The sequence below is a fragment of the Amycolatopsis tucumanensis genome, from assembly GCF_021654135.1.
GTDB lineage: Bacteria > Actinomycetota > Actinomycetes > Mycobacteriales > Pseudonocardiaceae > Amycolatopsis_E > Amycolatopsis_E tucumanensis.
On record NZ_JAKGSD010000012.1, the window covers coordinates 76300 to 92067 of the forward strand.

15 protein-coding genes are annotated in these 15768 nt (G+C 71.4%); 1 reads left to right on the forward strand and 14 read right to left on the reverse strand.

Translation table 11 applies throughout. From position 1 onward, the window contains the following. Positions 1–95: 95 nt before the first annotated feature. From L2C96_RS14985 to L2C96_RS15035, 11 genes are all read right to left on the reverse strand, one after another. Entirely contained in the window at positions 96–785 is a 690-nt protein-coding gene (locus L2C96_RS14985) for a class E sortase (protein WP_237336563.1), read from the reverse strand. A gap of 25 nt (positions 786–810) precedes the next feature. Beyond that, a complete protein-coding gene (gene wsfD / locus L2C96_RS14990; protein ID WP_237336564.1) occupies positions 811–2481 on the reverse strand; it encodes a glycan biosynthesis hexose transferase WsfD in 1671 nt (556 codons plus the stop codon). Then, positions 2478–3317 (reverse strand): septum formation family protein, encoded by an 840-nt coding sequence (locus tag L2C96_RS14995; protein ID WP_237336565.1) that lies wholly within the window; start codon positions 3315–3317, stop codon positions 2478–2480. The genes wsfD and L2C96_RS14995 overlap by 4 nt, the downstream gene beginning before the upstream one ends. Before the next feature lie 53 nt (positions 3318–3370). Beyond that, a complete protein-coding gene (locus L2C96_RS15000) occupies positions 3371–4741 on the reverse strand; it encodes an XrtP-associated glycosyltransferase (protein WP_237336566.1) in 1371 nt (456 codons plus the stop codon). Continuing rightward, positions 4738–5322 carry an exosortase/archaeosortase family protein gene (locus L2C96_RS15005; RefSeq protein WP_237336567.1) on the reverse strand — a complete coding sequence of 195 codons (585 nt, stop codon included), beginning with the start codon at positions 5320–5322 and terminating at the stop codon, positions 4738–4740. Before L2C96_RS15005 ends, L2C96_RS15000 begins: the two co-directional genes overlap by 4 nt. A gap of 148 nt (positions 5323–5470) precedes the next feature. Continuing rightward, positions 5471–5683, reverse strand: coding sequence for a hypothetical protein (locus L2C96_RS15010; RefSeq protein WP_020417108.1), 213 nt, complete (start codon positions 5681–5683; stop codon positions 5471–5473). Positions 5684–5807: 124 nt separating this feature from the next. Beyond that, a complete protein-coding gene (locus L2C96_RS15015) occupies positions 5808–6650 on the reverse strand; it encodes a DUF11 domain-containing protein (protein WP_237336568.1) in 843 nt (280 codons plus the stop codon). A gap of 202 nt (positions 6651–6852) precedes the next feature. Continuing rightward, positions 6853–7983 carry a non-hydrolyzing UDP-N-acetylglucosamine 2-epimerase gene (gene wecB / locus L2C96_RS15020; protein WP_237336569.1) on the reverse strand — a complete coding sequence of 377 codons (1131 nt, stop codon included), beginning with the start codon at positions 7981–7983 and terminating at the stop codon, positions 6853–6855. A gap of 159 nt (positions 7984–8142) precedes the next feature. Next, positions 8143–9204: a lytic transglycosylase domain-containing protein gene (locus L2C96_RS15025; RefSeq protein ID WP_237336570.1), complete on the reverse strand. Its 1062-nt coding sequence runs from the start codon at positions 9202–9204 to the stop codon at positions 8143–8145. 278 nt (positions 9205–9482) lie between these two features. Further along, a complete protein-coding gene (locus L2C96_RS15030; protein ID WP_237336571.1) occupies positions 9483–10568 on the reverse strand; it encodes a PAS domain-containing sensor histidine kinase in 1086 nt (361 codons plus the stop codon). 9 nt (positions 10569–10577) lie between these two features. After that, a complete protein-coding gene (locus L2C96_RS15035; RefSeq protein ID WP_237336572.1) occupies positions 10578–12971 on the reverse strand; it encodes an FdhF/YdeP family oxidoreductase in 2394 nt (797 codons plus the stop codon). A 235-nt stretch (positions 12972–13206) separates the two neighbouring features. Between L2C96_RS15035 and L2C96_RS15040 the strand changes: the two genes are divergently transcribed. Next, complete coding sequence (locus L2C96_RS15040) at positions 13207–13617, forward strand: hypothetical protein (protein ID WP_157358473.1); 411 nt, start codon at positions 13207–13209, stop codon at positions 13615–13617. A gap of 22 nt (positions 13618–13639) precedes the next feature. Here the strand turns inward: L2C96_RS15040 and L2C96_RS15045 are convergent, their stop codons facing one another. The 3 genes from L2C96_RS15045 to L2C96_RS15055 are packed head-to-tail and all read right to left on the reverse strand — an operon-like array spanning position 13640 to position 15762. Beyond that, positions 13640–14128: a PaaI family thioesterase gene (locus L2C96_RS15045; RefSeq protein WP_020417115.1), complete on the reverse strand. Its 489-nt coding sequence runs from the start codon at positions 14126–14128 to the stop codon at positions 13640–13642. Between the two features lie 36 nt (positions 14129–14164). Continuing rightward, positions 14165–15385: a beta-ketoacyl-[acyl-carrier-protein] synthase family protein gene (locus L2C96_RS15050; RefSeq protein ID WP_237336573.1), complete on the reverse strand. Its 1221-nt coding sequence runs from the start codon at positions 15383–15385 to the stop codon at positions 14165–14167. After that, the gene (locus L2C96_RS15055; protein WP_237336574.1) at positions 15382–15762 is read right to left on the reverse strand and encodes a winged helix-turn-helix transcriptional regulator; all 381 of its coding nucleotides are present in this window, start codon (positions 15760–15762) and stop codon (positions 15382–15384) included. The genes L2C96_RS15050 and L2C96_RS15055 overlap by 4 nt, the downstream gene beginning before the upstream one ends. Positions 15763–15768: the final 6 nt, after the last annotated feature.

Sequence of the window (15768 nt, forward strand, 5' to 3'; positions counted from 1 at the left end):
CGGTGTCCGGTCGCCCCACCGTGGTGCCGTGCACCTGCGGAACTCCGTGCGGCGCCTCGTCCGATCGGAGGAGGTGTCGCGTGTGGACACCCGGCTCAGCCCGCCTCGATCGGCACGGTCCGGACGCCGGACAGGCTCGCGTGGACGATCAGCCGCTGGTAGCTGGCCCACTTCGGGTTGCATGTCGTCAGCGTGAGAACCGGTTCGACCGGCTGCGCGCCCGGATCACCGGGCACCGGCGCGATCACGCCGACGTCATCGGGCCGGACGATCTCGGTGCCGGTGACCGTGTAGGTGTACTCGGTCGCGCCGGCCTGAACCTGGATCGCGTCGCCCGCGGCGATCCGGTCCAGATCCCAGAACACGCGCGGCGCGCGGTGCCCGGCCACGGCGAAGTTGCCCGGCTGGCCGGGAAAAGCGGTGCCGGGATAGTGGCCCGGACCGCGCCGCAGATCGGCCAGTGTCACACCCTCCACGACCACCCAGCGCGCGCCCAGCCGCGGGATGGACAACCGCACCAGGGGCTGCCCCTGGGCCGGCACCGCCGCGTCCCACGGGTTGCCGACCACCGGCGCGGGCAGACCGGACGGGTCCGGCTGCTCCCACTGCTGGATCAGTTCCTGCTCCAGCGTGCGTTGTTCCGCGCCGGTGCGGGCCGGCACGACGTACAGCTGGTAGACCACGAACAGCAGGGCGACGAAGCCGAGCGTGAGGCAGGTGCTCCCGAGGGCGCCGTAGATCCGCGGTTTCCACCCGATCCTCGGCCTCGCGACGGCTGTGCTCACCGAACCTCCCCTCCGGAACCCCCGCTCACACCGGTTCCAGTTCCCGTTCCCGTTCGCCGCCCCGCACGGCGCTCGTGACCTGCCGCGCGCGCTTGCGCTGCCAGGGCCACGGCACGCCGGTGTTCGGCAGCTTCTGGCCGGGCAGGAACTGGTCGGGCCGGCCGATCTTGTCGATCGCGCCGAACGCCGCCACCAGCGCGGGGAACAACAGGAACGTGCCGTAGACCACGAAGACCGAGTGCTTGACGATGTCGTTGAGCCCGTCCGACAGCAGGACGGACGCCAGCTGCGCCACGGTGTTGAGCGAGAGCGCCACGAGCAGCCAGCCGATGCTCCGGCCCGCCGCGCCGAGCCGCCGGTGCAGGGCGAGCCACGCGCCGAGCGCGAGCGAACCCAGCCACAGCACGGGGAACACCACCCAGCGGACCGGCCGGAACAGGGTGAACAGCGCTCCCCCGGCGAACACCCGGTTTTCCTGGCTGTAGGCTGGTTTTTCGCTGTCCGGCAGGTAGTTGCCGAGGTAGCCGGGCCGGGCTTGCGTCACCGCGTCCAGCCCGCGGTCGAGCACCGCGAAGATCCGCGCCGGATGGGTGGCGTAGAACTCGACGATCCTGGTCATGCTCATGTCGTCGAGGAACTCGCGGTAGCCCTGCGGCACCTCTCCCGGCCCGGACAGCGCCAGGATCGACTCGCCGTCGTACCGGGCCAGGCTCTCGTCCACGCCGAGGTCCCGCAGGTCCTGCCGCGGGTCCGACCCCAGGGGCAGGATCGTCCCGAACACCTGGTGGAAGTGGTAGATCTCGGTGAGCCACCGCGACTGCGAGCTCGCGAACTGGACACACCCGAACACGAGCAACCCGCAGATCACGACCGCGGGTGCCCGCCGCAGCGCACCCACCAGCGCCCGCCGCCCCAGCCCGCGCGGCGGTTCCGGGCCGAGTTCGCGGCGCGTCCTGCGCAGTTTCTCCAGCCACGGGAAGCGCACCGGCCGGACCAGCATGGCGGGCAGCACCCCGGCGAACATGGTGATCGTCTGGGTCTTCGCCATCACCGTCCACAACACCGCGGCTGACACCAGCAGCAGGTCGGCGACGGTCACGAAGTTCCGGCGCAACAGGCGGAGCAGCGCGGCGACGATCAGCAGCATCCCGATGAGCGCGGCCGGCTCGCTCAGCGGCGAGACGAAGTAGGGGGCGATCGTGGAGTCGGCGGTGAACAGGCCGATCAGGGACACCACCAGCACCCGCACCCACACCGGGAGCGGGAGCGCGGCGCAGATCAGCCCGATGGCCAGGCCGAAGAACACCGACACGACCACCCCGAGCACGCGCAGGTCGAGCGCGTGGTCGAAGCCGAACACCGGGGTGAGCAGCTTCGCCAGCCACAGGAAGTACCACTGGCTGCTCAGGTACGGCTCGCCGGTGCCACCCGCGCTGCACGCTTCGCCGTACCAGACGTGGGTGTCGTACACCGGGTTCAGGTAGGCCCAGGTGTCGTGGCCGTTGGGCACGGCGGCGACCTGGAGCTGGCACATCAGGCGGTGACCGTCGAAGTTGTCCGCCAGCCCGACCGCGCCGCCGACGAACAGGCGGGCCAGCATGATCGCGGTCCACAGCACGCCCAGCGCGGTGGAGACCACGGGGATGCGCCGTCCCGGCTCGGCGAGCCAGGACCAGGTGCGCCGCACGGCGGTCACGCGCTCGCCCCCTCGGCGTAGGCGCGGACACTCCGGTCCAGGGTCACCGCCGGATCCGACGGCGCCAGCCAGCACCGGCCCACCCGGCTGTCCTGCCGGATCGACGGATCGCCGGGCACCTCGACCACGACCGTGAGGTCCGGTCGCGACGCCGGCGGCGCGCCCAGGTAGGCCTCCGCTTCGGGGCCGCACAGCTGGTGCGCCACGCCGACCATGAAGTCCCGGCCCTTCTCCACCTGGTCCGGGCCGAACAGCAGCCACGGGTTGACCAGCTCGCGGTTGTGCGGCTGGTCGCACGTCACCTCGCTGCCGTCGAGACGGCAGGTGCGGAAACGGGACCCGTCCGGGGTCTTCAGGGAGTCCTTGATGGGGAACGACACCGTCACCGGCGTCAGCTGCCCACGGGGCACGTTCATCACGTCGCACCGCATCCGCCGCTCGCCGCCGCGCCACTCCTCCTCGGTCGGGAAGAAGGCGACGGTCGTGAGGTCGCGGACGGCGTCGCGCTCGTCGGCGCCCACGTAGGCGTTCAGCACGTCGCCGCCGCACAGCGGGGGTCCTTCCTTCTGCAGCAGCACCGGGCTGGGCCGCTCCGGCTGCGCGGCCAGGTCGGCGGGCAGCTCCACCACCAGGTAGGTCTCGGTGGTGTGCTCGCTGTCGCACGGCACCACCGGTTTGGTGTCGGTGAGGAACGCCCACGAGGTCTCCACCGGCTGGTCGAGCCGGTGGCACGCCCCGACGTCCCACTTGGTGCGCAGCTCACCCGCGCCGAGGCCGGGCGGGCTCTGGATGAAGCCCGCGGCGGCCAGCGCGACCCCGCCCAGCGTGACGATCACCAACAAGCTTGCCCAGGCGCCCCGGGCGATTGCGCGTCGCACTGTTCCCGACCTCATTTCGTGACGGCGCCGACGGCCGGCGCCCGCGCCCCGGCCAGCTCGCTGTTGCGCTTTGTCTTCTTCCAGCTGCCCCGGCCACTGACGAACCGGCCGAAGGCCCGCCAGGCGATGACGTAGTTCAGGACCGAGTACAGCGCGACCGACAGTCCGTAGTAGACGGCGGAGCGGCGGGTCACCCCGGGTTCGCAGCGGGACCGGTAGAACCAGCCCCAGATCGCGAACTCCGCGATCCCCACGACGCCGTAGGCGAACATGAGCAGCAGGCCGCCGTTGGCCAGGAAGCCGGCCATGAAGTCGCGGTAGGCCGCGGCGTTGAAGGCGAAGACCGCCAGCGGGATGACGTACACGATCGAGCCGACGACCTGGACCCACGGCCGCAGCATGAAGTAGAGGATCTCCAGGAAGCCCGCGGTGGAGAAGCACGGCGATCCCCACACCCGGGGAAGGTACCGGAGGCACTGCATGGATCCCTGCGCCCACCGGGTGCGTTGCACGACCAGCGGCGGCAGGCTCCACAACGCCTCCTGGTCCACCCAGGACCCTCGGCTGTAGGCCGTCCGCCAGCCCGCGAGCATCAGCCGCAGGCCCAGCTCGAAGTCCTCCAGGAGCGCGTTGCCCCAGGGTTCCGCCGTCTCCCCCGCGATGCTGTCCAGTGCGGTGAGCCGGTTCATCTGGCCGTTGCCGCCCATGTTCACGGTGCCCGTCCGGCGACGGATGATCTGCATGGCCGAGATCGGGCCGCGGAACTCGATGTCCTGCATGCGTGCGAGCATCGCCGCGAACTTGTTCGCCAGCGGCCCCTTGCCCGGCAGCGGCCGCTGGACGTCCCGGTTGACCATCCGGACCTCGACCTGCACCGCGCCGACCGCCTGGTCGGCGAACGCGTCCGGTCCCGCGCACAGCTCGAGCATGTTGGCCGACGGCCTGCCGTCCGCGTCCACCACCACGACGATCGTGCGGGCCCGCAGCTCCGAATCGCCGACGTGCCGGCTGATCTCGCGGTAGCCGTGGTTCAGCGCGGCGCCCTTCCCCTTGCGGGCGTCGGGCAGTTTCCGCTCCAGCAGGTGGATGCGGGGGTTGCGGGCCGCCCGCTCGGCGACGATGGCCGCGGTGTCGTCGCCGGAGGCGTCGTCGATCACCCACAGGTGCGCCTCGGGGAAGGTGCTCTCCAGGTACGCGAGCGTGCCGCCGATGACGGCCTGTTCGTCGCGGCAGGGGATGACGAAGTGCCAGTCCAGCTCGCCGGGGTCGCCCGGCCGCTCCGGCTTCGCCTTGACGAACCCGCGCACCAGGATGCACACATAGGCCAGGAAGACCAGTCCGAGGAAGAACGACAGGCTGATCGAGACTTCCAGCAGGCTCATCGGCCGTCCGCCTCCCGGCCCCGTCCGGTCGTGATCCTGATGTAGAGCAGGATCGCGACACCGCCCGCGGTGAGCATCACCAGCGACCCGATGAGCACGTGGGCCCAGTCGAGCCCGGTCTCGCCGAAGCGGCCGCCGAGCATCACGATCAGCATCAGCCGGATGTTGTTGGCGACCGCGATGATGAGGAAGCCGAGCAGCGTCGCGAGGACGAGCCGCACCCGGGAGCGGGCCCTGGACAGGAACAGCGCGCCGGAGGTCAGGAACAACGGGGCCACGAGCAGCGCGCTGCTGCACGCCAGGGAGACGTTGATTCCCATGACGCCGGGCGAGGCCGAGGTCCGGAAGTACAGCACCGGATGCCCGGGCACGGCGAAGGTGAACTGCCCGGAGACGGCGGTCACCAGTTCGCCGGCCAGGCGGGTCTCGAAGATCCGGTAGCTGTCCTGGAAGGCGATCAGGGCCACTGCGACGCCGAAGCACAGCGCCGCGGCCAGCCATCCCAGCCAGGACCGGTGCGTGTGCCCGGACGGGTTCGCGGGGATCCCGGACCAGGGAACGGCGGCGCTCTCGCTCGTCACGCGCCCTCCCCCGTCGCCGCCCACCGGTTCGCCGGGCCACTTTCAGCTGTGCACATCGCTGATCCCACAGTCCTCTCGCTCTCTCAGCCGTGCCTGCGATCCGTGTTCATCCCGGTGCCCGCACCGGGATGAACACGGGACCGCGGCGTCAGACGGCGCCGCCGAACGGCCGGGGCGCGGTGCCGCCGAGCGCGGCGAGGTTGCGGGCCACGACGTTCTTCCGCACGAGGGTCATCCCCGCGAACAGCAGCACCGCCCCCAGCCCGACGAGCAACCCCAGCACCGGCGACCCGGTGGCCGCCAGCGCCCCCATCCCGCCGGCCGTGCCGCCGGTGTGGGGACCGATTCCACCTGCGTACATCTCGATCCGTCCTTTCGCTGTCGCGACTCCACCCTGAAGACCGGGCGAGCCGCGTGAACATGTCGCGATTCCGGGAACGGGCGGCCGCGGTGCCGCGGCCGCCCGTCGGTCCGGGGTCGGGAGGTCAGGCCGCCCGCCGACGGCGGAGCAGCCACACCGCGGACCCGCCGAGGGCCAGCGCGGCGTCGACGCCCCCGGCGATCATCGGGACGTTCACCGTCACGATCGCGGCCGAGGTGTTGTTGGCCGTGTCCGGATCGGTCTCGTTCCCGCTGACCCGGGCCGTGTTGGTCACCGTCACCGCGTCGGTGCCCGCGGGCACGTCGGCCGCGGTCGCGGTCACCAGGTAGGTCCGGCTCTCCCCCGCGGCGAGCGGTCCACCCGTGCAGGTGACCACACCCCCGGCGAGCGAACAGTCCTCCGGAATCTGCACGTCGACCAGACCGGCCGGGACCGGGTCGGTCATGGTGTGCCCGGTCGAGTTCCCCGGGCCGTGGTTGGTGACAACGACCGCGTAGCTGATGCGCTCACCCTGCTGCACCTGATCCACCGACGGCTCGGTGCTCTTGGTCACGCCCAGGTCCGCACACGTCGACGTGTCGTAGGTGTAGGTGGCGGAGAAGTCGCTGATCTCCCACGCCTTGGACCCGCCGTGGTAGGTCTCCAGGATCATCCAGTACTTGACGTTCCCGGCCGCGAGGTCCGCCGCCGGGACCTCGACGGTGGTCTCCAGGGTCTGGGTGCCGCCGCACGGCATGCCGGCTGTGGTGTTCGTGCCCGGGGCCGTGTCGAAGTCGGTGCCCAGCTTGGCGAACCCGTTCTGCCCGACCCCCGCGGTCGGGCCGAGGAGGTGCACCGTCGACCGCACGGTGACGGTCGCCGTGCCGTCGTCGCAGCCGGGCCGGGGAGCCTGGAGCTTCGCGGCGATCGTGTTGTAGGTCTGGCCGTCCTGGTACGGCTGCGACACCGGGCCCACGCGGGGGCGCCCGCCGCGGCGGCGGGCATCGCCCCGCCCAGCAGCGCGGCGGAGATCACCCCGCCGGTCAGGGCCATGGCCCAACTTCTTCGTGCCTCCTGTCGAGTTTCGAAACTGCACCAGGAGGACCGTCCGCAATGAGGCGACCTGTCGCGTTTGTCGCCGCCCTACTCCATTTGAAGGGGGCAGCCGCTCAGCAGGCGAACCGGCGGGCGATCTCGGCGACGATGCGTTCGGAGGCGCGGCCGTCGCCGAACGGGGACTCCGCACGGGCGAGCTGGGCGTGCAGGCCGGGCAGGTCGTCGAGCCACTTGCCCGCGGTCTTGCTGATCAGTGGTCCCGGCGAGACGAGCACCGCGAAATCGCGCATCGCCTCCGGCCGCTCGGTGGAGCGGCGCACCACGATCAAGGGTCGCTTGAGGACAGTGCATTCCTCCTGCAGGCCACCGGAATCCGACACTAGGAGCGCGGCGTGGGCGGCCAGCCCGAGGAACTCCGACGGGCCCAGCGGTCCGGTGACGGCGAGCCCGTCGAGGAGGTGCGCCAGCCCGTGCTGTTCCACCGCCCGCAGAGTACGGGGGTGCAGGGGCAGCACGACTCGGCACGGGATGCGGTTCAGCTCGGCCAGGATGGTGGCCAGCGCGGCGGGGTCGTCGGTGTTCTCCGGCCGGTGGATGGTGGCGAGGACGTACCGGTCGGCGACCAGCCCCCGTTCGGCCAGGAGCCGCTCGCGCCGCGCGGGATGGGGCAGCTGCGAGAGGACGGCTTCGACGACGGTGTTGCCGGTGCGGATCACCGAGCTGCCGGAGATTCCCTCCCTGGCCAGGTTGCCGACGTTGTCGTCGGTGGCCGCGCAGAGCAGATCGGACACGTGGTCGGTGACGATCCGGTTGTGCTCCTCGGGCATGGTCCGGTCGAAGCTGCGCAACCCGGCTTCCACGTGCACCACGGGGATCGACCGGGCGTTGCCGGCCAGGGCCCCGGCGACGGTGGCGTTGGTGTCCCCCTGCACGACGACCGCGGCCGGGGTGGCGTCGGCGAACAGGAGGTCGAGCGCCTCCAGCGCCGCGGCGATCTGCCCCGCCCTGGTGGCTCCGCCGACCGCGAACCGGACGTCCGGCAGCGGCAACCCGAGCTCGGTGAAGAACACGTCGGACATGGCTTCGTCGTAGTGCTGTCCGGTGTGGACGATCCGCGCTTTCGGGCCGAGGTGACGGATGATTCCCGCCAGCTTGACGATCTCGGGCCGGGTGCCGAGCACCACCGCCACCCCGCCGTCGGGGAGGGCCGCGATCTCCGTGCTGACTCTGTCCGTTGTGGTCACTTCGGTTTCCTTCCGCCGGGAATCTGTCGCGTTCACCCGGAAGACCTCTCCCGGTGCCCGAACTTCACGGCAGGAGCGGAATTTTCCGGTGATCTCCCCCACCGCGAGGAGGAAACACCGCGGCGCCGGAGGTTCTGCCCTCCGGCGCCGCGGTCCCCCTCATCCAGTGGTGGTGGTCGTTGTCGTGCTGGACCGTGTCGTCCTGCTGGGACTCGAGCTCGACGACGGTCGCGACGAGGAGGTCGGCGACGGCGTGGAGCTGGTGGTGCTGGAGCTGGAGCTGGAGCTGGACGTGGCCGGACTGCTGGGTGTCGTGCTCGTGCTGGGTGTGGTGCTCGTGGCCGGCGCCGTCGTGCTCGGCGCGGGCGCCTCGGTCACCTGCGGAGGAGGCGGCGGGGTGCTCACCGGGGGCGGCGCGGGCACGACGGCCGGCACCGCGATGGCCGCCACCGTGCCGCGCGCATACGCGTCGGCGAGGGCGAGCACGAGGTCCACGTAGGCGTCGGAGTGGTTGTACCGGAACACCGCCGCCCGCAACTGCGCCGGATCGGCGAGGTTCCCGCCGCCCGCGCACAGGTACCGCCCGGCCGCGAGCGCCGCGTCGAAGATGTTGTCCGGATCAGCCTTGCGGTCGCCGTTGCCGTCCGCGGCGTAGGCCCGCCACGTCGACGGGATGAACTGCATCGGCCCGACCGCGCGGTCCAGCACGGGGTCGCCGTCGAGCGCGCCGCGATCGGTGTCCGGAATGGACGCGGTGCCGCCCGTGCCGTCCAGTGCCAGACCACGGATCCGCGGCAGCACCGAGCCGTCCTCGTACACCTGGGAGCCGCCGTGGCGGCCGTGGTTGGACTCCACACGCCCGATCGCGGCGAGCACCGTCCAGCTGAGACCGCACCCGGCGAGCTTGTCCGCGGCCCGGTGGTAGGCGGCCAGCGCGGCGGCGGGAATCCCGGCCCCGAGCGAAACCGGCGACGCCCTGACCCGCGGGCCGGGAAGCGGCAGCGAGGTCGGCGGCGGCAACGACGGCGGCGCGGCCAGGCGCGGCTGCTGGGCAAGGACCTCGTGCGGCCGCCCGACGTCGCCGATCCGGGGCGGTTCGCGCAGGGCCAACGCCTGCGGCACGGTCGTCCCGGTGCCGGAACCGTCCACCGGCAGGGCCGTCACGCCCACCAGTGCCAGCCCGGCGCCCAGCAGCCCGGCGGCGCGGGTCACGTGTTTCATTCCGATGCTCGCCCCTCGTGCGTCCGCTTGCCGCGGTGCCCCGCGGCATCCCCCGGCAGCGGTGCTCCCGCTCCGGCTTTCGATGAGAGGACCGGACCACCCGCCGCGGCATAACGCGCACCACCTCCAATCGGGTGAGTCCGGCCGATCGCGGGCCGCTCGAGGCGACCGCGAGCCGTGGGAGCTGCGGCGCCGAGCACAGCAAGCACCAGGTCAACGCACCCGCACGCCGGTACGTCCGCGGAACGGGGCCGCCCACGGCACGCCCACCCTGGCGGTCATAGTGGAATTTCCGCGGCGACGACGGTGCCGCCCCCGACCGGGGACTCCAGCCGGAACCTCCCGTCGAGCGTGGTCACCCGATCCGCGAGACCGACAAGCCCCGTGCCGGTGCCGCACACGGCGGCGCCGCCAACGCCATCGTCGGTGACCTCGACGAACAGGGTCCCGTCCCGGACCCCGAGCTGGATCGCGACGCGTGTCGCCGCCGCGTGCTTGATCGCGTTGGCGAGAGCTTCGGACACGAAGAAGTACACGTTGGCCTCGACACTCTCTGCCAGCCGCGACGGTGTCGAGCAGCGCACCGACACCGGCAGGGGGCTGCGCGCGGCGAGCGCGTGCAGGGCCGCGCACAAGCCCCGGGAGGTGAGGATCATCGGATGAATCCCGGCCGCCGCAGCGCGGATGTCCTCGACGGCTGCCACGGCCTCGGCCACGGCCTCGTCCGCCAGCCCGGCCAGCGCCTCGGGCAACGCATCCTTGAGCAGCTGCAGGTGAATGAGCAACGCGACGAGGCGTTGTTGCACGCCGTCGTGAAGATCCCGCGCGGTCCGGCGGCGGATCGCGACGGTCTCCTCCACGATCCGCCGTTGCGCGGCCCGTGACTCCTCGGCACGGATCCGCGCGGTTTCGTGCTCGCGTGAGGCGAGTTCGGCGATCCGGTACTCGGTCATGTCCGTGAACGCGGTCACCACGCCACGGCCGTGTTCGATCTCCAGCGGTGCCGACCACCACGCGACCGGGAACATCGAACCGTCACGGCGGACCAGCCAGTCGCGATCGGACTGTGTCGGGGCGCCGGTAGCGCGCGGCGCGAGCATCGTGCACTCGTCCGCGGGATAGGGTTTCCCGTCCACCCGCTTGTAGTGCATCGTGTGATGGCTTGACTTCCCCCTGAGCTGCGCGAGATCGTCGTAGCCGACCGCACGGACAGCCGCCGGATTGGCGTAGAGGATCCGGCCGGCCTCGTCACACACCCAGACCGGCTGCGGCACGCACTCGAGGATCGAGGCGAGCAACTGTTCGGTGGAAGCCGTCACGCACCCCAGTCTGCGTCCGCTTCGCGCTGGGGTGCGATGGGTCATTCGACCTGTTCACTCAGCGAATGCGGTTCCCAACGGCAGCTCTCCTGCCCGCGCGTCCCCGCCCCGGGCGGGGACCACCTCCACGATCTGGTGCTTCATCAGCGGCTGCCCGCTGGCGACCGAGAAGTCGCCGAGCGCGCAGAGCACGTTGAGCTCCGGCATGTACCCGCTCACGTTGCCACGCGGGAGGTCGTAGGGCACCGCCCGGTACCCGAAGACCGAGCGGGTGCTGCCGTCCCGGGCGAAGCTCGTGATGTCGACCAGGTCGAACTTGGCCAGGCCGCGCTCGGCCATGTCCTCCGGGTTCATGAAGAGCAGCGTCCGCAGGTTGCGCACCCCGCGGTACCGGTCGTTGTCCGAATAGATCGTCGTGTTCCACTGGTCGTGGGAACGCATCGTGGACAACATCAGCCGGCCCGGCGGCAACACGACATCGGGCAGCGGCGCCGCACCGAACTCGGCCCGCCCGCTCCCCGTCAGGAACACCCGCTCCCGCGCGGGTTGCCGGATGCGGAAGCCCAAGGGCATCCGGACCCGGCGGTTGAAGTCCTCGAAGCCCGGCAGGACCTTCGCCATCGTGTCGCGGATCCGGTCGTAGTCCTCGACGTAGCGCTCCCACGGTGTCGCCGAATCCGGCAGGGTCGCTCTCGCCATCCCGGCCAGGATCGCGCATTCCGAGCGGAGCTCCGGGGAGGGCGGCCGGCGTGTGCCGTACGAGAGGTGGACCATGCTCATCGAGTCTTCGACGGTGACGCCCTGCTCGCCGCAGCGCTGCACATCCCGCTCGGTCCTTCCCAGGCACGGCAGGATCAGCGCTCGTTTGCCGTGCGCGAGGTGACTGCGGTTGAGTTTCGTGCTGACCTGGACGGTCAGGTCGGTGTTGCGCAGAGCGGCGATCGTGGTGGCGGTGTCGGGCGCGGCCAGCGCGAAGTTCCCGCCCAGCGCGACGAAGACCTTCACCCTGCCCTCCAGCATGGCCTGGATGGTGCCCACCGTGTCCAGCCCGTGCTCGCGCGGCGACTGGATGCCGCACACCTCGTCCAGGCGGGCCAGCAGCTCCTCGTCCGGCCGGTGATCGATTCCGCACGTCCGGTTTCCCTGCACATTGCTGTGTCCCCGCACGGGCGAAACCCCCGCGCCCTCGCGACCCAGGTTGCCCCGGAGCAGCAACAGGTTGACTATCTCACGCACCGTGTCGCAGCCGTGCTCTTGCTGGGTGAGGCCGAGGCACCAGGCGACGATCGTGCGGTGGGCGGTGAGGTAGCGCTCCGCGAGGTCGCGAATCTCCCGCTCCGGCACCCCCGCCTGGTGGACCAGCTCGGACCATTCCTGCGCCCGTACCGTCTCCCGGTAAGCGTCGAAGCCATGGGTGTAGCGCTCGATGAACTGCTCGTCGATCGCCGAGGGATCGGTTTCGGCACGCTCCAGCACGGCTTTGGCGACACCCCGCAGGAGGGCCAGATCTCCGCCGATCCGCGGCTGCACCGTCATCGTGGCGGTCTCGGTGGTCCGGAACGTGCCCATGGCCAGGAACTCGTGCGGCACGATGGTGCGCCGCGACGCCGCTTCCACCATGGGGTTGACGTGGACGATCTGCGCGCCGCGGCGATGCGCCTCGGCCAGCGAGGTCAACATCCTGGGCGCGTTGGAGGCGGCGTTGACGCCCATCACGATCAGCAGATCCGCCACGTCCCAGTCGGTGATGTCGCACGTGCCCTTGCCGGTGCCGAGCGCTGCGGTCAGGGCGCGCCCGGAAGCCTCGTGGCACATGTTCGAGCAATCCGGCAGGTTGTTCGTCCCGAACTCGCGCACCCAGAGCTGGTACAGGAAAGTGGCCTCGTTCGACAACCGGCCCGACGTGTAGAACGACGCCTCGTGGGGGCTGTCCAGCCCGCGCAGTGCGGTTCCGACGAGTGTGAAGGCGTCGCTCCAGGAGATCGGGACGTACCGATCGGTTTCGGAGTCGTAGCTGAGCGGCTCTGTCAGCCGGCCCTGGTCCTCCAGTGCGAAATCCGTCCATCCGGCCAGTTCCGTGACGGTGTGCTCGGCGAAGAACGACCGGTCGACCCGCTTGCGGGTCATCTCCCACGTGACGTGCTTGATGCCGTTCTCGCAGATGTCCAGGTGCAGGCCGTTGCGGTCGTCGGGCCAGGCGCAGCCCGGACAGTCGAACCCGCCGTTCTCGTGGTTCATCCGGAGAATCGCGCGAGGAGCGCGCAGGAACTCGCGCGAGCGGACCACGTTCCTGGCGACACTGCGAGCGGCGCCCCAGCCGGCAGTGGGGGCACGGTCATCCGTCTGCGAGAACCCGCCGCCACGGTTCGGTCCGCGTCCGCGCGCCGGTGTTCCCGGCGCCCCGCGGCCCAGTTCGTCCGCGGGAACGGCATCCGGTTCTGGCGTCATCGTCTCGTCTCCTCCGGCCCGGCCGTGGTGGGATCGGCACTTCCTCGATCATCGAGGCCGGCGGGCCCGGGCACCATCGCGCGCACCCGACATCGGGCCGTGGGGTTTTCCCGACGCACGGCGGGGCCGGTCCGCTGACGAACGTCGAGCCCGCTCGCTGGAGAACCGCACGGAAGACGCCGGAAGATGGGTTGCCCACCTGAGGCGCAGCCTCCCGAGACCAACCGGTGAAGTCATGTGCGAACAGAATCAGAACGTACTGCTCTTCGCGTTTCACGATGCCCGCCGCGCTGCCGACGTGCTGGCGGCCGCGCACCGGCTCCCCGGCCTGCGTGAGGTCGCCGTCGTCGCCTGCACCCGGGCCGGGCAGCTTCGCATCGAACCGCACTGCCCGGACACCGGCCGCAGCGCCGTCCTTGCCCGGGTGCTGGACGCGCTCGCCGCGGCACTCGCCGCGCTGCACGGCGCGGCTGAGCCGCGGACGTTTCCCAGCACAGCGCGGGGAATCGCGGCGTTCGCCGAGCTGGTCCGCCCCGGCTGCCCGGTCCTGCTCGTCGCCGCGTGCGACGAGCTTCGGACGGAGATGGCGAGGATCGCCGAACGGTTCCAGGCCGCTCTCTACCACCTCCCGGCCGGCGCTGCCTGATCTGCTCACGCGCGGCGGCGGGTCACCAGACGAGCAGGGAACTCGATCCGGTCGCCACCAGCTTCGCGGACCGGTCCCGGATCTCCGCGTCGGCGAAGATCACCCGGCTGCCCGCCTTGGTGACGACCCCGGTCGCCGTGAGGGGGCCGGTGTCGAGAGTGATCGGCCGCAGGTACTTGACCGTGATCTCGATGGAGGTGTAGCGCTGCCCGGCTTTCAAGGTGGTGTGGGCGGCGCAGCCGGCGACGGTGTCCAGCAGGGTGCACGCGAGCCCGCCGTGCACCACTCCGAGCGGGTTGTAGTGCTCGGCGCCGGGGGTGCAGGTGAAGACCACGCGTCCGTGGTCGACCTCGACCGGTGTGAAGTTCATGGTGTGCGCGATCGGCGGCGCGGGCAGCTCACCGTCGCGGAGCGCGCGCATCGCGTCGATCCCGTCGAGCTCGGCGATACCCGCGACGACTTCGGCGGGATCGGTCCAGGTGAGGACGCGGCTGGTTCGGTTGTCGTTCACGTTCTCTGCTTTCACGTCGAGGGTGCCGGTGCCCGGCTATGTGGTGAAGACCAGGGCGGTGTTGTGGCCACCGAACCCGAAGGAGTTGCTCAGGGCCGCGCCGAACGCGCCGGCCCTGGGCCGCTCGCGCGTGATGTCGAGGCCGAGCCCGGGTTCGGCGTCGGCCAGCGTCGGGGTCGGCGGCGCGGTCTGGTGGGCGATGGCCAGCACGGTGGCCACCGCTTCGAACGAGCCGGCGCCGCCGAGCAGGTGTCCCGTCATCGACTTCACCGCGGAAACGACGGGCGCGTGTCCGCCGAACACGGTCCGGATCGCGCGTGCCTCGACGATGTCGCCCGCCGGTGTCGAGGTGGCGTGGGCGTTGACGTGGCCGACGTCCTCCGGGGACAGCCCGGCGTCCCGGATGGCCGTCCGCATGGCACGGATCTGCCCGTCCCCCTGCGGCTCCGGAGCGACCATGTCGTGCGCGTCGGAGGTGATGGCGGCGCCGGCGAGGGTGGCGTGCGGAACACGACCGCGGGCACGGGCGTGTTCCTCGCTCTCGATCACGAGCACGGCCGCGCCCTCCCCCAGGACGAACCCGTCCCGGGCCCGGTCGAACGGGCTCGAGGCGAGGCGCGGTTCGTCGTTCCGGGTGGACATCGCGCGGGCTTGCGCGAAGCCGGCCATCGTCAGCTCGTTGACGCAAGCCTCGGTGCTCCCGGCGATCACGACGTCCGCACGGCCGAGCCGGATCAAGTCCAGGGCGTGGGCGACGGCCTCACCACCGGTGGCGCACGCACTCGCCGGCGTGATGGCACCCGCTCGCGCGTCGAGATCGATGCTGACGGCCGCGGCGGCGCCGTTGGGCATCATCATCGGGACCATGCGCGGGCTCAGCCGGCGCGGGCCGTGGTCCCGCAGGGCGTTGTGGTTGTCGAGCAGGGTGTTCACCCCGCCGATCCCCGTACCCATGACGACAGCGACACGCTCGGGATCGACGGACGACGCCGACAGCTTCGCGTCCTCCCACGCCTCCCGCGCGGCCACCAGGGCCGCCTGCTCCGCGCGGTCGAGGCGGCGCGCGGCGACGCGATCCAGCTTGGCCGCGGGGTCGACGGCCATGCGGGCGGCGATCCGGGTCGGCAGCGCTGCGGCCCAGTCGTCGTCGAGAAGCGCGATGCCGGAACGTCCGGCCAGAAGCGCGTCCCAACTGTCCGCGGCGGTCCCGCCCACCGGGCTGATGGCGCCGACTCCGGTGACAACCGCTGCCCTCACGACCGGGCCGCCTTCCGCCGAGCCTCGGCGCCGAAACGCCTCCCCCACACGTCCATCGCCTGCAGGACCGGCACGAGGGCTTCGGCCGCTTCGGTCGGCAGGTACCGCTCACGCACGCGCGACCCGGGTTCGCGGTAGCTCTCCCGCCGGAGGATGAGGCGTTGCACCAGCGTTTGCAGGCGGTCGCTCAGCACGTCGTGGCTCAACCCGAGCGCCTCCCGGATCTCGGAGAACTTCGTGTTGCCGTTGAGCACCTCCCGGACGATGAGAAGCGACCACTTCTCTCCGATCTGGGCGATGCAGGCGTCCGCACCTCGGTAGAGGTCCGGGGCGGGCCCGGCAGGCTCACCGCCGGCTGGGGTAGCGCGAGAAGTCATGGCGCA